The 16,048-nt window shown below is 52.0% G+C and carries 14 protein-coding genes; 8 read left to right on the forward strand and 6 right to left on the reverse strand.

Features of this window, described 5'->3' with window-relative positions:
• The first annotated feature begins 6 nt into the window (after positions 1-6).
• Positions 7-1,893 (forward strand): DUF4422 domain-containing protein, encoded by a 1,887-nt coding sequence (locus C1A10_RS14965; protein WP_101911016.1) that lies wholly within the window; start codon positions 7-9, stop codon positions 1,891-1,893.
• Between the two features lie 50 nt (positions 1,894-1,943).
• The gene (gene glf, locus C1A10_RS14970) at positions 1,944-3,107 is read left to right on the forward strand and encodes a UDP-galactopyranose mutase (protein WP_180951232.1); all 1,164 of its coding nucleotides are present in this window, start codon (positions 1,944-1,946) and stop codon (positions 3,105-3,107) included.
• A gap of 110 nt (positions 3,108-3,217) precedes the next feature.
• Here the strand turns inward: glf and lsrF are convergent, their stop codons facing one another.
• From lsrF to C1A10_RS14995, 5 genes are all read right to left on the reverse strand, one after another.
• A complete protein-coding gene (gene lsrF / locus C1A10_RS14975; RefSeq protein WP_101911018.1) occupies positions 3,218-4,099 on the reverse strand; it encodes a 3-hydroxy-5-phosphonooxypentane-2,4-dione thiolase in 882 nt (293 codons plus the stop codon).
• 168 nt (positions 4,100-4,267) lie between these two features.
• Positions 4,268-5,407, reverse strand: coding sequence for a substrate-binding domain-containing protein (locus C1A10_RS14980; RefSeq protein WP_101911019.1), 1,140 nt, complete (start codon positions 5,405-5,407; stop codon positions 4,268-4,270).
• 61 nt (positions 5,408-5,468) lie between these two features.
• A complete protein-coding gene (locus C1A10_RS14985) occupies positions 5,469-6,482 on the reverse strand; it encodes an ABC transporter permease (RefSeq protein WP_101911020.1) in 1,014 nt (337 codons plus the stop codon).
• The gene (locus tag C1A10_RS14990) at positions 6,475-7,494 is read right to left on the reverse strand and encodes an ABC transporter permease (RefSeq protein ID WP_101911021.1); all 1,020 of its coding nucleotides are present in this window, start codon (positions 7,492-7,494) and stop codon (positions 6,475-6,477) included. Before C1A10_RS14990 ends, C1A10_RS14985 begins: the two co-directional genes overlap by 8 nt.
• On the reverse strand, positions 7,487-9,010 hold the full coding sequence (locus C1A10_RS14995; RefSeq protein ID WP_242968948.1) for a sugar ABC transporter ATP-binding protein: 1,524 nt from the start codon (positions 9,008-9,010) through the stop codon (positions 7,487-7,489). The genes C1A10_RS14990 and C1A10_RS14995 overlap by 8 nt, the downstream gene beginning before the upstream one ends.
• A 415-nt stretch (positions 9,011-9,425) precedes the next feature.
• On the opposite strand from C1A10_RS14995, the gene C1A10_RS15000 reads away from it, so the two are divergent.
• Genes C1A10_RS15000 through C1A10_RS15010 form a run of 3 tightly spaced genes read left to right on the forward strand, consistent with a single transcriptional unit; the run spans position 9,426 to position 12,340 of the window.
• Positions 9,426-10,349 (forward strand): sugar-binding transcriptional regulator, encoded by a 924-nt coding sequence (locus tag C1A10_RS15000; protein WP_101911022.1) that lies wholly within the window; start codon positions 9,426-9,428, stop codon positions 10,347-10,349.
• A gap of 29 nt (positions 10,350-10,378) precedes the next feature.
• A complete protein-coding gene (lsrK, locus tag C1A10_RS15005; protein WP_101911023.1) occupies positions 10,379-11,944 on the forward strand; it encodes an autoinducer-2 kinase in 1,566 nt (521 codons plus the stop codon).
• A gap of 45 nt (positions 11,945-11,989) precedes the next feature.
• Complete coding sequence (locus tag C1A10_RS15010) at positions 11,990-12,340, forward strand: cupin domain-containing protein (RefSeq protein WP_101911024.1); 351 nt, start codon at positions 11,990-11,992, stop codon at positions 12,338-12,340.
• Positions 12,341-12,388: 48 nt separating this feature from the next.
• Here C1A10_RS15010 and glmS read toward each other — a convergent pair whose 3' ends face one another.
• Positions 12,389-14,209 carry a glutamine--fructose-6-phosphate transaminase (isomerizing) gene (glmS, locus tag C1A10_RS15015; RefSeq protein WP_101911025.1) on the reverse strand — a complete coding sequence of 607 codons (1,821 nt, stop codon included), beginning with the start codon at positions 14,207-14,209 and terminating at the stop codon, positions 12,389-12,391.
• A gap of 515 nt (positions 14,210-14,724) precedes the next feature.
• On the opposite strand from glmS, the gene C1A10_RS15020 reads away from it, so the two are divergent.
• From C1A10_RS15020 to tlp, 3 genes are all read left to right on the forward strand, one after another.
• Positions 14,725-15,261, forward strand: a complete 537-nt coding sequence (locus C1A10_RS15020) for a hypothetical protein (protein ID WP_101911026.1) — start codon at positions 14,725-14,727, stop codon at positions 15,259-15,261.
• 45 nt (positions 15,262-15,306) lie between these two features.
• Positions 15,307-15,639, forward strand: a complete 333-nt coding sequence (locus C1A10_RS15025) for a DUF2500 family protein (RefSeq protein WP_101911027.1) — start codon at positions 15,307-15,309, stop codon at positions 15,637-15,639.
• Between the two features lie 150 nt (positions 15,640-15,789).
• Positions 15,790-16,017 carry a small acid-soluble spore protein Tlp gene (gene tlp / locus C1A10_RS15030; RefSeq protein ID WP_101911028.1) on the forward strand — a complete coding sequence of 76 codons (228 nt, stop codon included), beginning with the start codon at positions 15,790-15,792 and terminating at the stop codon, positions 16,015-16,017.
• The last annotated feature ends 31 nt before the right edge of the window (positions 16,018-16,048 follow it).

Consider the following 16,048-nt stretch of genomic DNA (forward strand, 5'->3'; position numbering starts at 1 on the left):
AAAGACATGTCCAACATTCAAATCCTGATTTCCTGCCATAAGAAATCAGACCACCCCGACAGCCAGATACTGCGCCCGATACAGGTCGGGGCGGCGGCCGCCGCAAGACGGTTCGAGGGAATGCTCCACGACGACGAAGGGGAGAATATCTCCGCGAAAAACCCCATGTACTGTGAACTGACCGCTCAGTATTGGGCATGGAAGAACCTTGACGCGGATTATTACGGTTTTTGCCATTACCGCCGCTATTTCAATTTTTCTTCCATCCGCTATCCGGAGGACGAGTGGGGCAACGTTCTGGAAAGCTATATAGACCAGCAGGCTGCGCGTCTTTATGGTTTTGATGATGCGACCATTCAGAAGCTGGTGCAGCAGTATGATATTGTAACGACGACCCGCAAAGACTTGCGGAAGATCGGCGGGCGCTACCGTTCGGTCTTTGACCAATACCGCAAGGCTCCCAAACTTCACAGCAAAGATTTGCAGTGCGTGCTGGATATTATCGATGAAAAATATCCGGAATACAGCAGTGCGGCCAAACTGCACTGCGAAGGACATAGAACCAGTTTCTGCAATATGTACATTTTGAAAAAAGAACTCTTTCAGGATTACTGCGCCTGGCTGTTTGATATTCTTGGCGAATTTGAAAAGCGCACCGATATGTCCAAATACAGCCAGGAGGCTCTGCGCACGCCGGGGCATCTGGGAGAACGGCTTTTCGGCATCTATTACCTCTATCTGACCCAGCACAGAAAGGACCTGAAGGTCGGGGAGCTGCAGTGTGTTCTGTTTGATAATACCGACCCGCAGGAGATGCTGGCGCCGGCTTTTGCACAGCGGGAAGTCCCGGTGGTATTCGCCGCGAACAATAATTTTGTACCGATGGCGGCGACCTGTATCCAGTCCTTGATGGAGAATTCTTCGCAGCAGCACAATTATGACCTGGTTTTGCTCGAGTCGGACATTACGACGGAGAATAAGCAGCTGCTGCTTGGTATGCTGGGAGACCGTGAAAACTTTTCCCTCCGGTTTTTTAATGCCGAGCGGATGCTTCGCGGCTATGAACTGAAAGCCAACGCGCATATCAGCGTGGAAACGTATTTCCGCTTTTTAATCCAGGATATGCTGCCGAAATGTGATAAGGTTTTGTATCTCGACTGCGACATGGTGGTAAAGGCCGATGTCGCGGAACTATACGGGACGGATGTTTCGGACGTGCTGCTGGCGGCGGCGCGGGACCCGGATTTTCTGGGGCAGATCAATGGCGCGAATCCGTCCACCATGGAATACTGCATAAAAACACTAAAGATGAAGGACCCCTATCAGTATTTTCAGGCGGGCGTGCTGCTGTTCAATACGGCCGCCATGCGAAAGACGCATACCCTGAACGAATGGCTCACTTTCGCAACGCATGAATACAAATACAATGATCAGGATGTTTTGAACCTCTACTGCGAGGGCCGCGTAAAATTTCTGGACATGACTTGGAATATGCTGACCGACTGTGACCATTACCGTGTCAATCATGTGATTGTTTATGCGCCGGAGGAAGTATTCCATGCTTACAAACGCGCACGCTCCGATCCGAAAATGATTCATTATGCCGGCTTTATGAAACCGTGGCACCGCCCCGACGAGGATTTTGCGCAGGAGTTCTGGTACTACGCCAGAAAAACGCCGTTTTATGAACTTTTGCTTTTCCGCATGGGAGAGGGAAGCGCATGGCATGTCGCCTATGGCCTGGATCAGAACAGGACGATCCTTGGCAGGTTCCGGAACCTGTTCGGCCTGCCCCGCAGGATCGCGGATCAACTTTTCCCGAAAGGGAGCGTGGGGAGACAGCGGCTGAAAAAGGTCTACCGCTTTTTTGTAAAAAGCGGGCAGGAGTCCTGACGCGATTGTGGCGCCGGCTCCGGAATTTCCGGAAAAACAGGAGGTACAATGTGAAATACGATAGTATTGTGGTGGGCGCCGGATTTTCCGGCGCGGTTGCAGCCAGAGAACTGGCGGAAGCCGGAAAAACCGTTTTGGTAATCGACAAACGCGCCCAGATCGGCGGGAACATGTATGACGCGCCGGACAGCAACGGCGTTTTGGTTCATTGGTATGGCCCCCATATCTTTCATACCAGTTCCAAAGAGGTGTTTGACTATCTCAGGCGGTTTTCGAATTGGCAGCCCTATGAACACAGGGTGTTGGGACGGATCGACGGTAAACTGGTGCCGATTCCGTTCAATTTCCGCTCTCTGGATCTGCTGTTTCCCGATGCGCAGGCGAAAGCGGTGAAAGAAAAGCTGACGGCCGCGTTTCCCAACCAGCAGAAGGCTTCTGTTCTGGATTTGATGAATGCCGAGGACGAGACAATCCAGTCGTTCGGCCGGTATGTTTTTGAAAAGGTATTCCTGCATTATACGGCCAAGCAGTGGGGGACTCCTCCCGAGCAGGTGGACCGGTCGGTGATCAACCGCGTGCCGGTCGTCCTGGGCTACGATGACCGGTATTTTCAGGACGATTTCCAGTACATGCCGGAAAATGGATTTACGCCGATTTTTGAGGCAATACTGGGGCATCCGTCGATCACTGTGCGCTTAAACTGCGAGGCCAACGAGGTGCTGAAACTGGACAGGGAACAGGGCAGACTCCTCTTTGAAAATGAGGAGTTCACCGGCCCGGTCATCTTTACCGGCGCAATCGACCAGCTGTTCGGTTATGCGTTCGGACAGCTCCCGTACCGCTCCCTGAATCTGATATTTGAGCAGGAGCCTGTGACGGATTTCCAGCCCGCCGCGGTGGTCAATTACCCGAACGAGGAAGCGTTCACGCGGATTACCGAATTTAAAAAGCTCGGCGGACGGCAGGTGGAGGGGTCTACCACGATCTTGAAAGAATACCCGATGCAGTATGACCCGATGGGGGAAAAGGGGAATATCCCATACTATGTCATTTCCAGCCCGGAAAATTTAGACCGGTACCGGCAATATGCCGGTCTGGCGGGGTCGTTCCCCAATTTGTTTTTGTGCGGGCGGTTGGCAGAGTATAAGTATTATAATATGGATGCCGCGGTGCTACGCGCATTGCAGCTTGCAAAAACAATCCTCGGCAGGTAATGATCAGCGTAAAACATAAAGCCGGATAGAAGCATCTATCCGGCCTTATGTTTTATAGAAGCCAAAAACCCGGCTGCGAAAGCAGCCGGGTTTTTGGCAGACCATACAAATTATTCGTGAATGGAATCACGGTAGAACTCATAGGCTTCTTTGTCCGTGAATTTTTCATGGACAATCTTGCGGATTGCGTTGGCCATTTCAACGGGGTGCTGGCTTTGGAAGATGTTGCGTCCCATGTCAAGCCCGCGCGCGCCTTCGCTGATCGATTTGTAAGCAAGCGTAAGAGCCTCATCTTCCGGCAGCTTTTTGCCGCCCGCCACGACGATCGGAACCGGGCACGCGGCTACGACCTCTTCGAAGTTTTCACAGTAATAGGTCTTGATGATGTTGGCGCCCATTTCCGCGACAATGCGGGTAGCAAGCTTGAAGAAACGGTCGGTGCGTTCCATCTGTTTGCCGACAGCGATGACACCCAGCGTGGGGATGCTGTAACGCATGCCGTCGTTGATGGTTTTGGACAGGTTGTCGATGCTGGAAAGCTGCCCATCCGCGCCAATGAAGGTCTGAACAGCCATGCAGTCCGCATTCATGCGGATCGCGTCCTCAACATTGACCGCGACCACTTCATGACTCAAATCGTCGTTGAGCATGGAGGAACCGGAAGTCGTGCGCAGAGCGATCGCCTTTTTGCATGCGGGGGGAACGCAGTTGCGCAGAGCGCCGCGGGTACCCATCAATACGTCCACGCTGTCCAGAAGCTTCGGAATAATCAAATCCAGACGCTCAAGCCCCGACACGGAGCCCATAAAATAACCGTGGTCAAAGGCAAACATCACCGTATTGCCGGTTTTGGGATCGAAGATATTGGAAAGATGCTTTTTCATGCCCCAATCCAAATCGTTTGCGCCTTTCACATGAAAATTTCCCTGTCTCGCGAAGGGTACATCAACATGATAGTCCTTTGCGACTTTCAGTCCGTCTTTATCTGCCATCGTGAAGTCCTCCTTAATAATAAATTGGTACGAAAGCCGGGAAGCCCATACCTCGCCCCTGTACGGAAAATGGATTCGCTTTTCCGTACAGGGGCGAAGCATGGCCATCGCATCCGCTTTGACCATGCCTGCGTACCGTATGCTCTTCAGAAAGTATAGCTGAGTGATTTAGAAGTTGTAATTGTCCATGTTTTCAGCGGTGAATTCCGCGCGCTCGGGCAGCAGGACCACGCCGGAATCATCAGCGGTGTACGCGTTAGGATCGAGAACGGTGTTCGGCATGACTTCAACAGTACCGATGTCCGGGACATCCACTTTGTCGCCGACTTTCAGCGTATTGCCGGAAGCGAGGTAATAGGCAAGATAGCAGCCCAGAGCGCCCTGAATCTGGCAGTCCCACAGGCCCCAGCGCTCGATTACGCCGGCTTTGCAGTAATCTTTGATGGAGTTGGGGGAAGCGAATCCGGTGATGGTAACGTCATCTTTGGTCATGCCAAGGTTCTGGGCAGCCTGGCACTGGCCCGGAAGAGCGGTGGAGTCGTTGCAGATTACCAGATCGAGGTCTTTGTGAGCGGACAGAATGGATTCGCCGACGCTGATTGCTTTTTCAGCGTCCTGCTCGCTGTAGTAGTTGTCGGGAGCAACGTTGACCCAGTTGGGATAGGTCGCCTTGATATAAGCTTCACCTGCAACCTGCCAGGAGTTCTGGTCGGCCACAGTTGCCTGAGAATAGTGCCAGCAATAATTGATTGCGTCTTTGGCGGGGTCTTTGCCGCGGCTGGTCAGGGATTTCACACCCATCTCAACGAGCATTTTTCCGAGGATGTCCGGAGTGCCCTGAGAAACCATGACAGTACGGGCGTCGCCGGAAACGTCGGAGTCCCAGGTGACAACCTGAAGGCCGGCGTCTTTTGCCTGCTTCATGACATCGTCCAGACCGGTTGCGTCAACAGAGGACACACAGACGGCGTCGGCACCCTGCTGGATCGCGTTGTTGATTACGGTAACCTGATTGGCAACGGACGCTTCCGGGCTGCCGTCATATTTTACGGTGAAACCAACCTTTTCCGCATAAGCCTGGGCGCCGTCGTTAGCGGATTCAAAAAATGCATTACCTGTAAGCTTAGGAACAAACACCACGGTGATGTCTTTGCCGCCGGCTGCCGGGGCAGACTCCGCAGCAGAAGACTCCGCAGCAGCGGCGGAAGAAGCCGGGGCTTCACTGGACGCAGATTTACTGCCGCCGCAGCCGGAAAATGCAGAAGCAACCATCATTGCTGCAAGGGCCAATGACATAACTTTTTTCATGAAATATTCCTCCTAATTTTTTATACATACGCAGGCTGTTTTGCCCGTGCATTACCAACACTTATTTGTTTTTCTGTTTGGGAAGGCGATTGCGAAACAGGGAGAAAAATTTGTAGTGGCCGAAAGCGGTACGGCACGCAACTGCCGCAATCAGCAGGATTCCAACGGGGATGTCCAGGTACTGGGTGTTCAGTCCGGCCATCGACAGACCGAACCTCATGATGCCGATTACCAGAGCCGCGAGCGCTGTCCCAATGACGCTGCCCCGTCCGCCGAGGTTGGAGGTGCCGCCCAGAACAACCGCCGTAATGATGGGAAGCGTGAGCTCTTTGCCGAAGTCCGCTTTGGCGGTTCCAAGGTAAGAAGTAAGGATGATGCCGGCGATGGAAGCGCTCATACCGGACAGGACGTAGGTGCTCATGATGATCAGCTTTGTCTTGATACCGGAATATTCCGCCGCGTTTTGATTGACGCCGCACAGGAAAATGCTGCGGCCATATTTGGTCTTATGAAGCAGCAGGTAACTGATCACGATCAGGACCACGAATATGATCACCTGGCTTGGAATTCCGAATAAGCGGTATTTCGAAAAACTTGTGAAATAAGAGGGGAAACCGCTGATTCCCTTATAGGATTCAGTTGCCGACAGATTTGTAACCGCGATAGCCAGGCCTGAATAAAGGAACGAGCCGCCAAGGGTTACCACCATCGGCTGTACGCCGGTGTAGGCCACAAAAAATCCGCTGAGCGCACCGCACAGAGCGCCGATGATAATGGAAAGAACCGCGGCTACCCAAATATTCATGCCCAGATCCTGCCACATTAAACCAATGGAGATCGAGGTGAGCCCCACAATGGAACCTGCCTGGATATCCATACCGCCGGTGATCAGCACGAAGGTGACAAACAGGGCGATGACACAGATTGACATGAAGTCGTTGATGCTGCCCAGAAGTACGCGAGGTTTCAGGAATTTCGGATTGAGCGTTCCGAATACGGTTACCTCCAGCAGGAGCAGAGCGACGAGGAACAGCTCCCAGCGTAAAAACTTTTTCTTAAACCAGTTGTTAGGCATGCTGCCCGCCTCCTTCCGTGTTCACAGACCCCGCGGTTTTTGCGGTCAGACGCTCGCGCCGCGCCTTTTCCACCGCGCGGTGCTGCAACAGCGCATCCACAACCACAATCGTAATCAGAAGGATTCCGGTGATTGTGTTGTCTAAATCGGAAGAAAACTGCAGGAACACAAGGATTCGCCCGATGGATGCCATGATGATCGCGCCAAGGGCCGCGCCGATGACCGAACCGATGCCGCCGGCCAGGCTGACGCCGCCCAGTACGCAGGCGGCAATGGCTTTCATTTCATAACCGTTGCCCGCTGTCGGGGTTACAAAGCCGATACGGCTTACATACATCAGCCCCGCGACTGCGGAGAAAACGGCGCAGAGCACAAAGCCGAGAATCCGCGTTGTGCCGACCGGAATACCGATTAACGTCGCGCCGCCCTCGTTATCGCCGACCGCCGCAAAATAGCGTCCGCGCTTCGTACGGGTCAGGAGAACATAAATGACAATGGTCAGCACCAAAGCACACAGATAAAACCAGGTCATATTGCCGACTGTGGCCTGAGACAGCGCCTTGAATTCAAACGGCAGGTTTTCCACCCATTTGCCGTTGGTATAAACATAGCATAATCCGCGCACAACACCATTAACGCCCAGCGTCATGATGATCGACGGGATTTTCAGTACCACGACGCCCAGCCCGTTGATCAGGCCGATCACAAGGCCGACCGCAAGCGCCGCTGAAATTGCGAGCACCCAGGAAGCGCCGTCGCGGATCAGCGTGGCGGAAACAGCGGCGGAAAGTCCCAATGTCGCGCCTACGGAAACATCAATCTCGCCGGTAATAATGACAAAGGCGATCCCGACCGCAAGCATCGTAAACACAACGCTGCCGTTCAGACAGAGCATGATGTTCTTGACGGACAGAAATTCGGGGTTCACGGCGCCGACGCCGAGGAACAGAAAAACAACAAAAGCAAGCGAAGAGATTTCTCTGGATTTCAGTATTTTTTTCAGATTACTCACTCTGTTTACCTCCTTCGTACACGCCAAAGGAAGCGGCCATCAAATGATCCTGCGTGATTTCTTCCTTTTTGAAGCTGTGGTTGATCCGGCCCTGGAACATGGTCACGGCGCGGTCGCTCAGTTCCATGATCTCCTCCATGTCGGAAGAAATCAGCAGTACGGCCACGCCCTGCTCCTTCAGCTGCTGGATGATGGCGTAAACATCGCCGCGTGCCGCCGCGTCGATACCGCGGGTGGGCTCATCTAGAATGACCAGCTTCGGACCTGTTGAAAGCGCCCTGCCGATGACCACTTTTTGCTGGTTGCCGCCCGACAGGCTTCCGAGCAGCTGATCCTGCCCGGTAACCTTGATGCGGAAATCCCGGACATACTGCGCGGTCAGCTCTTTTTCAGACTTGAAGTTGAAAAAGAATTTTCCCATTTTGTCCAGACATGCGGAAGACATGTTAACCGCTACGCTGCTGATTTTAAAAATACCGTTGAGATGGCGGTCCTCCGGCACATAGTTGATCCCTTTTTCAATGATTTTCCGGGTAGGAAGGCCGGTGACATCCTCATCCAGCAAAAAAGCTTTGCCGTCTTTTACAACATCCCTGCCGAAAATCGTGGTGGCAAGTTCGGTGCGCCCCGCACCGACGACGCCCGCCAGCCCCAGGATCTCGCCGGGATAAACTTCAAGGCTTATATTGGAAAAACCATAGCCGCTGAAGTTTTCCAGACGGAAAACCGGCTTTAAATCGGTATAATCCAGAGCTGGACGATCTTCCGCCATGACTTTTTCCTGCGCATCAGGAGGCAGAAGCCCTTTCACAAGCATTTCCCTTGTAAATTCACTGACCGGCCCGCTCAGCGTGATGACGCCGTCCCGCATGATCGCGACGTGCGTTGCAATTTCAAATACTTCTGTCAGCCGGTGTGTAATATAAATGATGCTGATGTTCTTTTTCTTTAAATCCTCAATGATCTTAAAGAGGGATTCCACTTCATCGAACGTCAGCGCACTGGTAGGTTCGTCAAGGAACAGAATGCGGGAATTGCGCAGAAGCCCGCGCAGAATTTCCACAAGCTGCTGCTCCGCGATGGACAGGCTGCTTGCCTTCCGATTTAAATCCAGCTTCCATTCCAGCTGATCGAGCAAATCACACAGACGTTTGTGAAGTTCGCTCTTTTTCTCATCAAAACCGATGATGATATTTTCTTCCACCGTCATGTTCGGGAACAGCATCGGCTCCTGCGGGACAAGATAAATCCCTTTCGCCAAAGCCACAGACGGCTTGCTCAGGTTTACCTTCTCGCCGGCTATGTATATTTCACCCTTGTCCTGTTGGTGGATACCCATAATGATTTTTACCAAGGTGCTTTTTCCGGCGCCGTTGCCGCCGATGAGCGCAACGACCTCCCCGGGGCGAATATCCAGATTAATCCCTTTCAGGACAGCATTCAGGCTGAAAGATTTGTAGATTCCCCGCACGGAAAGCATTGCTCCCTGCAAAGGGGTGCTTTGCTCTTCTCCCATTTCAGACCCTCCATCCAGTCAAATTGCAACAAATGTTATCGAGTTGAATTTTTATCGCTGCCCATATCATAAATTATTTTTAATACTTTGTCAACAGCCGGTTTTTTTGTATCTGCTGAAACAAAACATTTTTTAGGCTTGTTACATCTCAATATTTATAATTTTAGACATATTTTGAAGAATATATGTGCAATATGCATTAAATTTGAGGAGAAATGTTTTGCAGTTCAAACAAATCAAAAGCTGGATCATAAATTTGTTGACACATTGAACGGAGACTGCTATACTATGAAATATAAAACACATGATTGACATCAAAACATTTGTATCGATCTTTCAATTGATTATGCAATGAACTTTTGTGTCATCCGGAAAGAAAAGAGTATCATTATCGGGTGGTTTTGGAGGAAAAAGCATGGATTATGAAGAAACATTAATGATAAAAACAGCATGGTATTATTATTTGGAGAACATGACACAGCAGAGGATTTCCGAACTGCTGGGAATCTCGCGCATGCGCGTCATTAAATTGCTGGAAAAAGCCAGGCAGACCGGAATCATTCAATTCAAGATCCGTGAAGAAAGCGCGAACAGGATGCAGCTGGAGAGAAAGCTGATGGAGCATTACGGATTAAAAGATGTATTTGTGGTTCCGACCAACCCCAATGAGGAAGAAAAGAACGAAACAATCGCCAAAGCAGCCGCGATGTATATTAGTGACCGTTTGACAGAAAACAGTTTTATCAATCTTGGCTATGGTGATACGCTCAGCCGCGTGCTCAATAACCTTGCAACCATGATGGAACATCCGATTTCGTGCGTTTCTCTCACAGGAGGCGTGAATTATTATCTGCCGAATACGCGTTCCAATGTATTCAATGCAAAGCTGTACCTGATTCCCGCGCCTCTGCTCGCCTCCTCAAAAGAAATGGTGGCGGCAATGAGGGAGGAAACCTCCGTCAAGGAAATTTCCCGGATGGTAATGCTTTCTTCCCTGACGGTCGTCGGGATCGGCGCCATGAATGATAATGCAACAATTCTCAAATCAGGCATTCTGAATCAGAATGATTTTCTGTATCTGAAAATGCAGGGAGCTGTCGGTGACGTCCTGAGCCACTTTATCAATAAGGACGGCGAGCTGGTTATGACCGGCGTGGAAGACAGGCTGATCAGTACCCCGCTTTCCACATTGAAAGAACTGGATAACGTCATCGGTGTTTCAGCGGGGACGGAGAAGGTGGAGGCGATCCGTGCGGCGCTTTGCGGAAACTATCTGGATATCCTGATTACCGATGAGGATACCGCTTTCAGATTGACTGGGGAAGATAATCTGAACTGACAATAAGAACACACATTGGAGGTATGGATATGGCGGATAACTATTTAATGGCTGTGGATGCGGGAACAGGCAGTGTGCGTGCGGTTTTGTTTAATACCTCAGGAAAACAGCTCGGCTGTGTGCAGCAGGAATGGGAGCACAAGGAAGACCCGCGCTATCCGGGCAGCATGGATTTTGACTGGGTGCATAACTGGGAACTCGCATCGGGCTGTATCCGCGGTGTTCTTGCGCAGACTGGTGTCAGTCCTCGGGAGATCGCGGCTGTCTCAACCACCTGTATGCGGGAAGGGATTGTGCTTTACGATGCATCCGGCAGAGAGATTTGGGCATGCGCCAATGTGGACGCGCGCAGCAACGACGAGGTTGGCCAGCTGATCAGGATGAATCCGGAACTGGAAAAAGAGGTGTACCTTGAATCCGGCCAGACCTACGCGCTCGGCGCCCTGCCCCGCCTTTTGTGGGTGAAAAACAAGATGCCCGAGCTTTATGAAAAGACCGCGACGGTGGGAATGTTTAACGACTGGCTGATTTATAAGATGTCCGGGTTCCTCGCCGTCGAGCCGAGCAACGGGTCGACTACCGGTATTTTCGATCTGCAGAAACGCGCGTGGGATCCCTCCATCGCGGAAAAATGCGGTCTGCGGCCGGATATTTTCCCGGCTGTTCTGGAGTGCGGAAGCGTCGCGGCCAGGGTCAACGCTTCCGGGGCGGCTGAAACGGGGCTTGCGGAAGGAACACCGCTCGTCGTGGGCGGTGGCGATGCCCAGTTGGGATGCATCGGCGTAGGCGTAGTGGAGCCGGGTCAGGCGGCGGTATTCGGCGGAAGCTTCTGGCAGTACGAGTTCAATACCGCGAGCGGGAAAACGGATCCCGGCTGCCGCGTGCGTGTCAACTGCCATGCGGTTCCCGGCGTCTGGCAGTATGAAGCGCTTGCCTTTAAGCCGGGGCTTGTCATGCGCTGGTTCCGTGACGGCTTCTGCCAGCTTGAAAAACAGCAGGCAGAAGCGACCGGAAAGGACCCGTATTACCTGATGGATCAGGAGGCAAAGAAGATTCCGGCCGGCAGCTACGGCATGATGTGCGCATTTTCAGATGTGATGAATTTCATCTCCTGGAAGCATGCCGCCCCGACTTTCACCAATTTCGAGTTGGACTCGGAAAAATTCAACCGGTATACGTTTTACCGCGCAATTATGGAGAATACCGCGCTGGTCACCAGAGGGCATCTGGATTTGGTAAAGGAAGCAACCGGAAATCTGCCGGATGAGATCGTCTTTGCCGGGGGTGCGGCGAAAAGCCCCGTCTGGTGCCAGATTGTCTCGGATGTGCTTGGCCTGCCGGTGAAAGTCCCTGTGGTAAAAGAAGCAACCGCACTTGGCGCCGCCATTTTGGCCGGTTATGGGGCGGGAATTTATACAGACATCCCCGAAACCGCCAAAAAGCTGGTTGCATGGGATAAAACCTACCAGCCTGATCTGGAAAACCATGCCGTCTATACGGCGCTGTATACGCCGTGGCGCAAGGTCTATGCGGCGCAGCTGGAGCTTTGCGATCAGAAGCTGACAAAAAATATGTGGATCGCTCCGGGGCTGTAAAAACTGTTCCGTCAGATAAATTGATAGATTATGGAGGAAGCAACAATGTTTATACTGAATGAAAAGGAAAGGGAATACCGCTTTGGGGACAGCGGCCCGAAATATTTGATGAAAGGCCCCCGCATGAATTTTGCGGTTGTGCAGTTTCATACCGGACAGGATTTTAAAGCCCATTACCACAATGTCATGGAGGAAAACTTTTTCATTCTGGAGGGCGAAGTGGATATCGTAGTGGACGGTGTCGTACACCACCTGACACAAGGCGATTTGATTCATATTGAACCCGGTGAAACGCATTATGTGGTCAATCAATCCGGCGGAACAGTGAAGATGGTTTCCACGCTCGCCCCCTATCAGGAAGTCGACAAAGTGGAAATTGAAGATTACAAGTATTAAAAAAATCCCTCATTCCAAAGACGGAATGAGGGATTTTTCTATCGTTCCTTATTCAACGGTAACAGATTTTGCAAGATTGCGGGGTTTATCGACATCGCAGCCGCGCAGCACCGCCGTATGATAGGCCAGGAGCTGGAGCACCAGCACGCCGATGACCGGCATGAACAGGTCGTCAAGGGCGGGCAGCCGGATGCATTTGCTGTAAACGTCGGGATCTACTTCGAACCCATCTTTGCAGATCAGCAGGATATCCGCGCCGCGGCTGTGTACTTCCTTCACATTGCTGATCATTTTTGGCAGCAGGGCGGATTGTGTTGCGACGGCCACAACCGGGACCCCTTCGGTAATCAGGGAGATCGTGCCGTGCTTGAGTTCCCCCGCGGCATAGGCCTCGCAGTGGATGTAGCTGATCTCCTTCAGTTTCAGGGACCCTTCCATGGAAAGCGCATAATCCAGTCCGCGCCCGAGGAAGAACAGATCCTTCAGGGTCTGATAGCGTTTGATATATTCCTGAATATCAGCGCCCAAAGTCAGAACCTGTTCCGTGGCGTCAATCGCGTGCAGCAGGCCCGCCGTCAGATTCTGTGCCTCTTCGCCGCTGATCCGGCGGTTTGCCAGCGCCAGTTTAAACGCGATCAGATACATGACGGATAGCTGCACCGAATAGGCCTTTGTGGAAGCTACCGCGATTTCGGGTCCCGCATAGGTGTGAATGACGTAGTCCGCTTCCCGCGCAATCGACGAGCCGGTCACATTAACCACCGCAAGGGTGGTGATGCCGCGCTCTTTTGCCAGCCGGAGGGCTGCCAGCGTATCCGCGGTCTCGCCCGACTGCGAGATCAGCAGCACCAGCGTGCGCGGGGTCAGAATCGGGTCGCGGTAACGGAATTCGGAAGCAATGTCGCATTCCACGGGAATCCGCGCCAGCTTTTCAATCAGCGCTTTGCCGAGCATGCCCGCGTGCATGGCGGTGCCGCAGGCAACAATGGTCACAGCTTCGAACTGTTTCCAGAAGCCTTCGGGGATATCGTCCTGCAGTTCAAAGGAGGGGAGCCCATCCGAAATCCGCGGGTGAACCGTATCGCGGAGCGCTTTCGGCTGCTCATAGATCTCCTTGAGCATAAAATGCGGGTATCCGCCTTTCTGCGCCTGCTCCACCGTCCACGACGCGGTGCGGTATTCCAAAACCGGCTGCGAGCCGTCGGGGTTGAACAGGCTGATCCCGTCCGCCGAAACCGCGGCGATCTGCAGCTCTTCCAGCAGGACGTAGGTGCGGGTATACTGCAGGATGGCAGGCACGTCGGACGCGATAAACCCTTCGGTTTCTGTTTTTGCCGCAATCAGCGGGCTGCCTTTGCGTGTGGCGTAGATGGTCCCGGGATGGTCCGCGAACAGAATCGCGAACGCATAAGAGCCTTCCAGTTGCTCCTGCGCTCGCCGGATGGTGTCGACAGGGTCGCCGCTGTAAAGCGAATCGATCAGTTTTGCCGCCACCTCCGTGTCGGTACGGGATACAAATTCGTAACCGCTGGTCACGAGTTTATTTTTGATCTGCTGATAGTTTTCAATGATGCCGTTATGTACCAACGACAGCTTTTCCGTCACATGCGGGTGCGCGTTCAAATCGCTTGGCTCCCCGTGGGTTGCCCAGCGGGTATGCCCGATGCCGCAGTGGCCTGACAGGGGATGGGTTTTAAGGCGGTCAGCCAGGGCCTGAAGCCTGCCTTTTGATTTCACCGTATCGATTCCGTTTTCGGTAAGAACAGAGATACCGGCAGAATCATAGCCGCGGTATTCCAGCCCGGAGAGTGCACCTAATAAAACGTCAGAAGCTTCACGGCTTCCGGCGTATCCAACAATTCCGCACATAGAGATTCCTTTTCTCCGCACGGCGCTTATCAAATTTTGTTCTATATATGGTTTCAGAAGCATTCCTTCCCGGCCGTGCGGAGCTGGACGAATGCTGTACGATTCATTTCACTTCCTGCCGAACTGTCTGTCGATCCGGTTGCCCGGAAGTTTTCAGATCGGCTGCGCTTGGAAGCCAAGCGGAGAGGCATCCGCCGAACGTTTCGATGAACCTCCCACCTCGTCAGCCGCCTTTGGCGGCTCTGGCGCTTGTTGTACCGTCACTTTTGCCCTATCACCTCCAGCTGAAAAGATGTAATTTCCGGCCCTCCTTTCCTGATGTCCTGCAAAGCCGCTCTGAAAATGCGTAAACGGCTTTGATTGCGTCCATTATAGCAAAATTACCATAGAAACGCAAGCAATCCATCTTATGCTAAAACAGGTAAAAATGACCCTGCGGCAGTAGATTTTCTAACCAATTCATGTTAAAATAAAAAAGAAACGCCGGAAAAGATCAAGTCTAAAGGAGAAAAGTCATGTCGCTTTTTCATCGGATGTTCGTTATATTTTTTGCGGTTCTGCTGCTGGGCGGCTGCACTGCGCGGCAGCTGCAAACAGAATCTGCGGATAAAAAACCTGCTGTATCCTCGTCCGACGTTGCAGATTCCAGTGAGCGGGAAGAGGAGGAATCCTCCTCGGAAGCGGGGGAATCATCATCAGAAGAAGCCGAAACGGACTTCGCGTCGCTGGCCGGAAAATATGTATTCCGTACCGAGGGTGTTGAGGATATCTATTGCCCGAATCTCGTTCTGCGGGAGGACGGCACCTGCCGCTTTAATGTGAATCTTCTGACCAATATGGGCGCAATCAACGGCAGCTACCAGGTGGATAAAGGCCTGCTGATCACCATTGACGTGGATAATCTGAGTTTTGACGGCTTTATCGGCGACGACACAAAGCGGGTCTATTTCGAAGTCGCGGCGGACGATACTCTGATGTATCGGGGAACCGATGCCGGTGAGGACGCGGTCATCGGCATGACCAATCCGATGGATTTGTTCAAAAAGGAATAAATCTCTGCCGTATAGAACTTGTAAAATAGTTAAGGCGGTGATTTCATGCAAGCGTTCGTCGATATTTTATTTCACATATTGATCTTTGCTTTTTTTGCGACGCTCATTATCGGGTACAGCCTGCGCTTTTTCCGGGATTTCTGTTCGAGGGAAATATCGGTGGAAGCCACCGTTGCGGATTTCTATGAAACACACGACACCTCTCTGGGAACCCGTACGGGCGCAAGATTTATCACCCGATACACTGCGGTGTTTCTGACAAAAGACAGAACACTCAGGTTTTCCGTTTCACCATGGGTATATGGATCGCTGTTCCGCCAACAGAAAGGAATCCTATACTATCGCGGAAGCCGGTTTATCAGATTTGAACAGAGGTAGCAGAATCCCCCTTGGAATGATGATTTTTCCAAGGGGGATTCTTATGCCAATTTTTTGCTGATACGAAATTATAAAATCCGGTCGTATATTAGACTAATAAAAGGAAAATACTAACGAAAACAAACTGATACAAAGGAGCTGAACTGAAAAATGAAACCGAATCCTGACGACCGCAGCGATAATGTTGACAGAATTCAGAGAAATATCGATATGACAATTGAAAATATGCACCGGGCCGAGGAAATGATTGCGACAACACCGGATCAGAAGATGAAGCAGGTGCTGAAAGAGAAAAACCAGCGCCGTGAGCAAGCGCTGGAAGGCATGCGGCATGAAATCAGGGATGAAGCCCAGGCAAGGAAAAATCAAACGATGTGAAAAGAAAAGCGCTGTACGGCTAAGCCGCACA

Source organism: Marasmitruncus massiliensis (assembly GCF_900186535.1).
GTDB lineage: Bacteria > Bacillota > Clostridia > Oscillospirales > Ruminococcaceae > Anaerotruncus > Anaerotruncus massiliensis_A.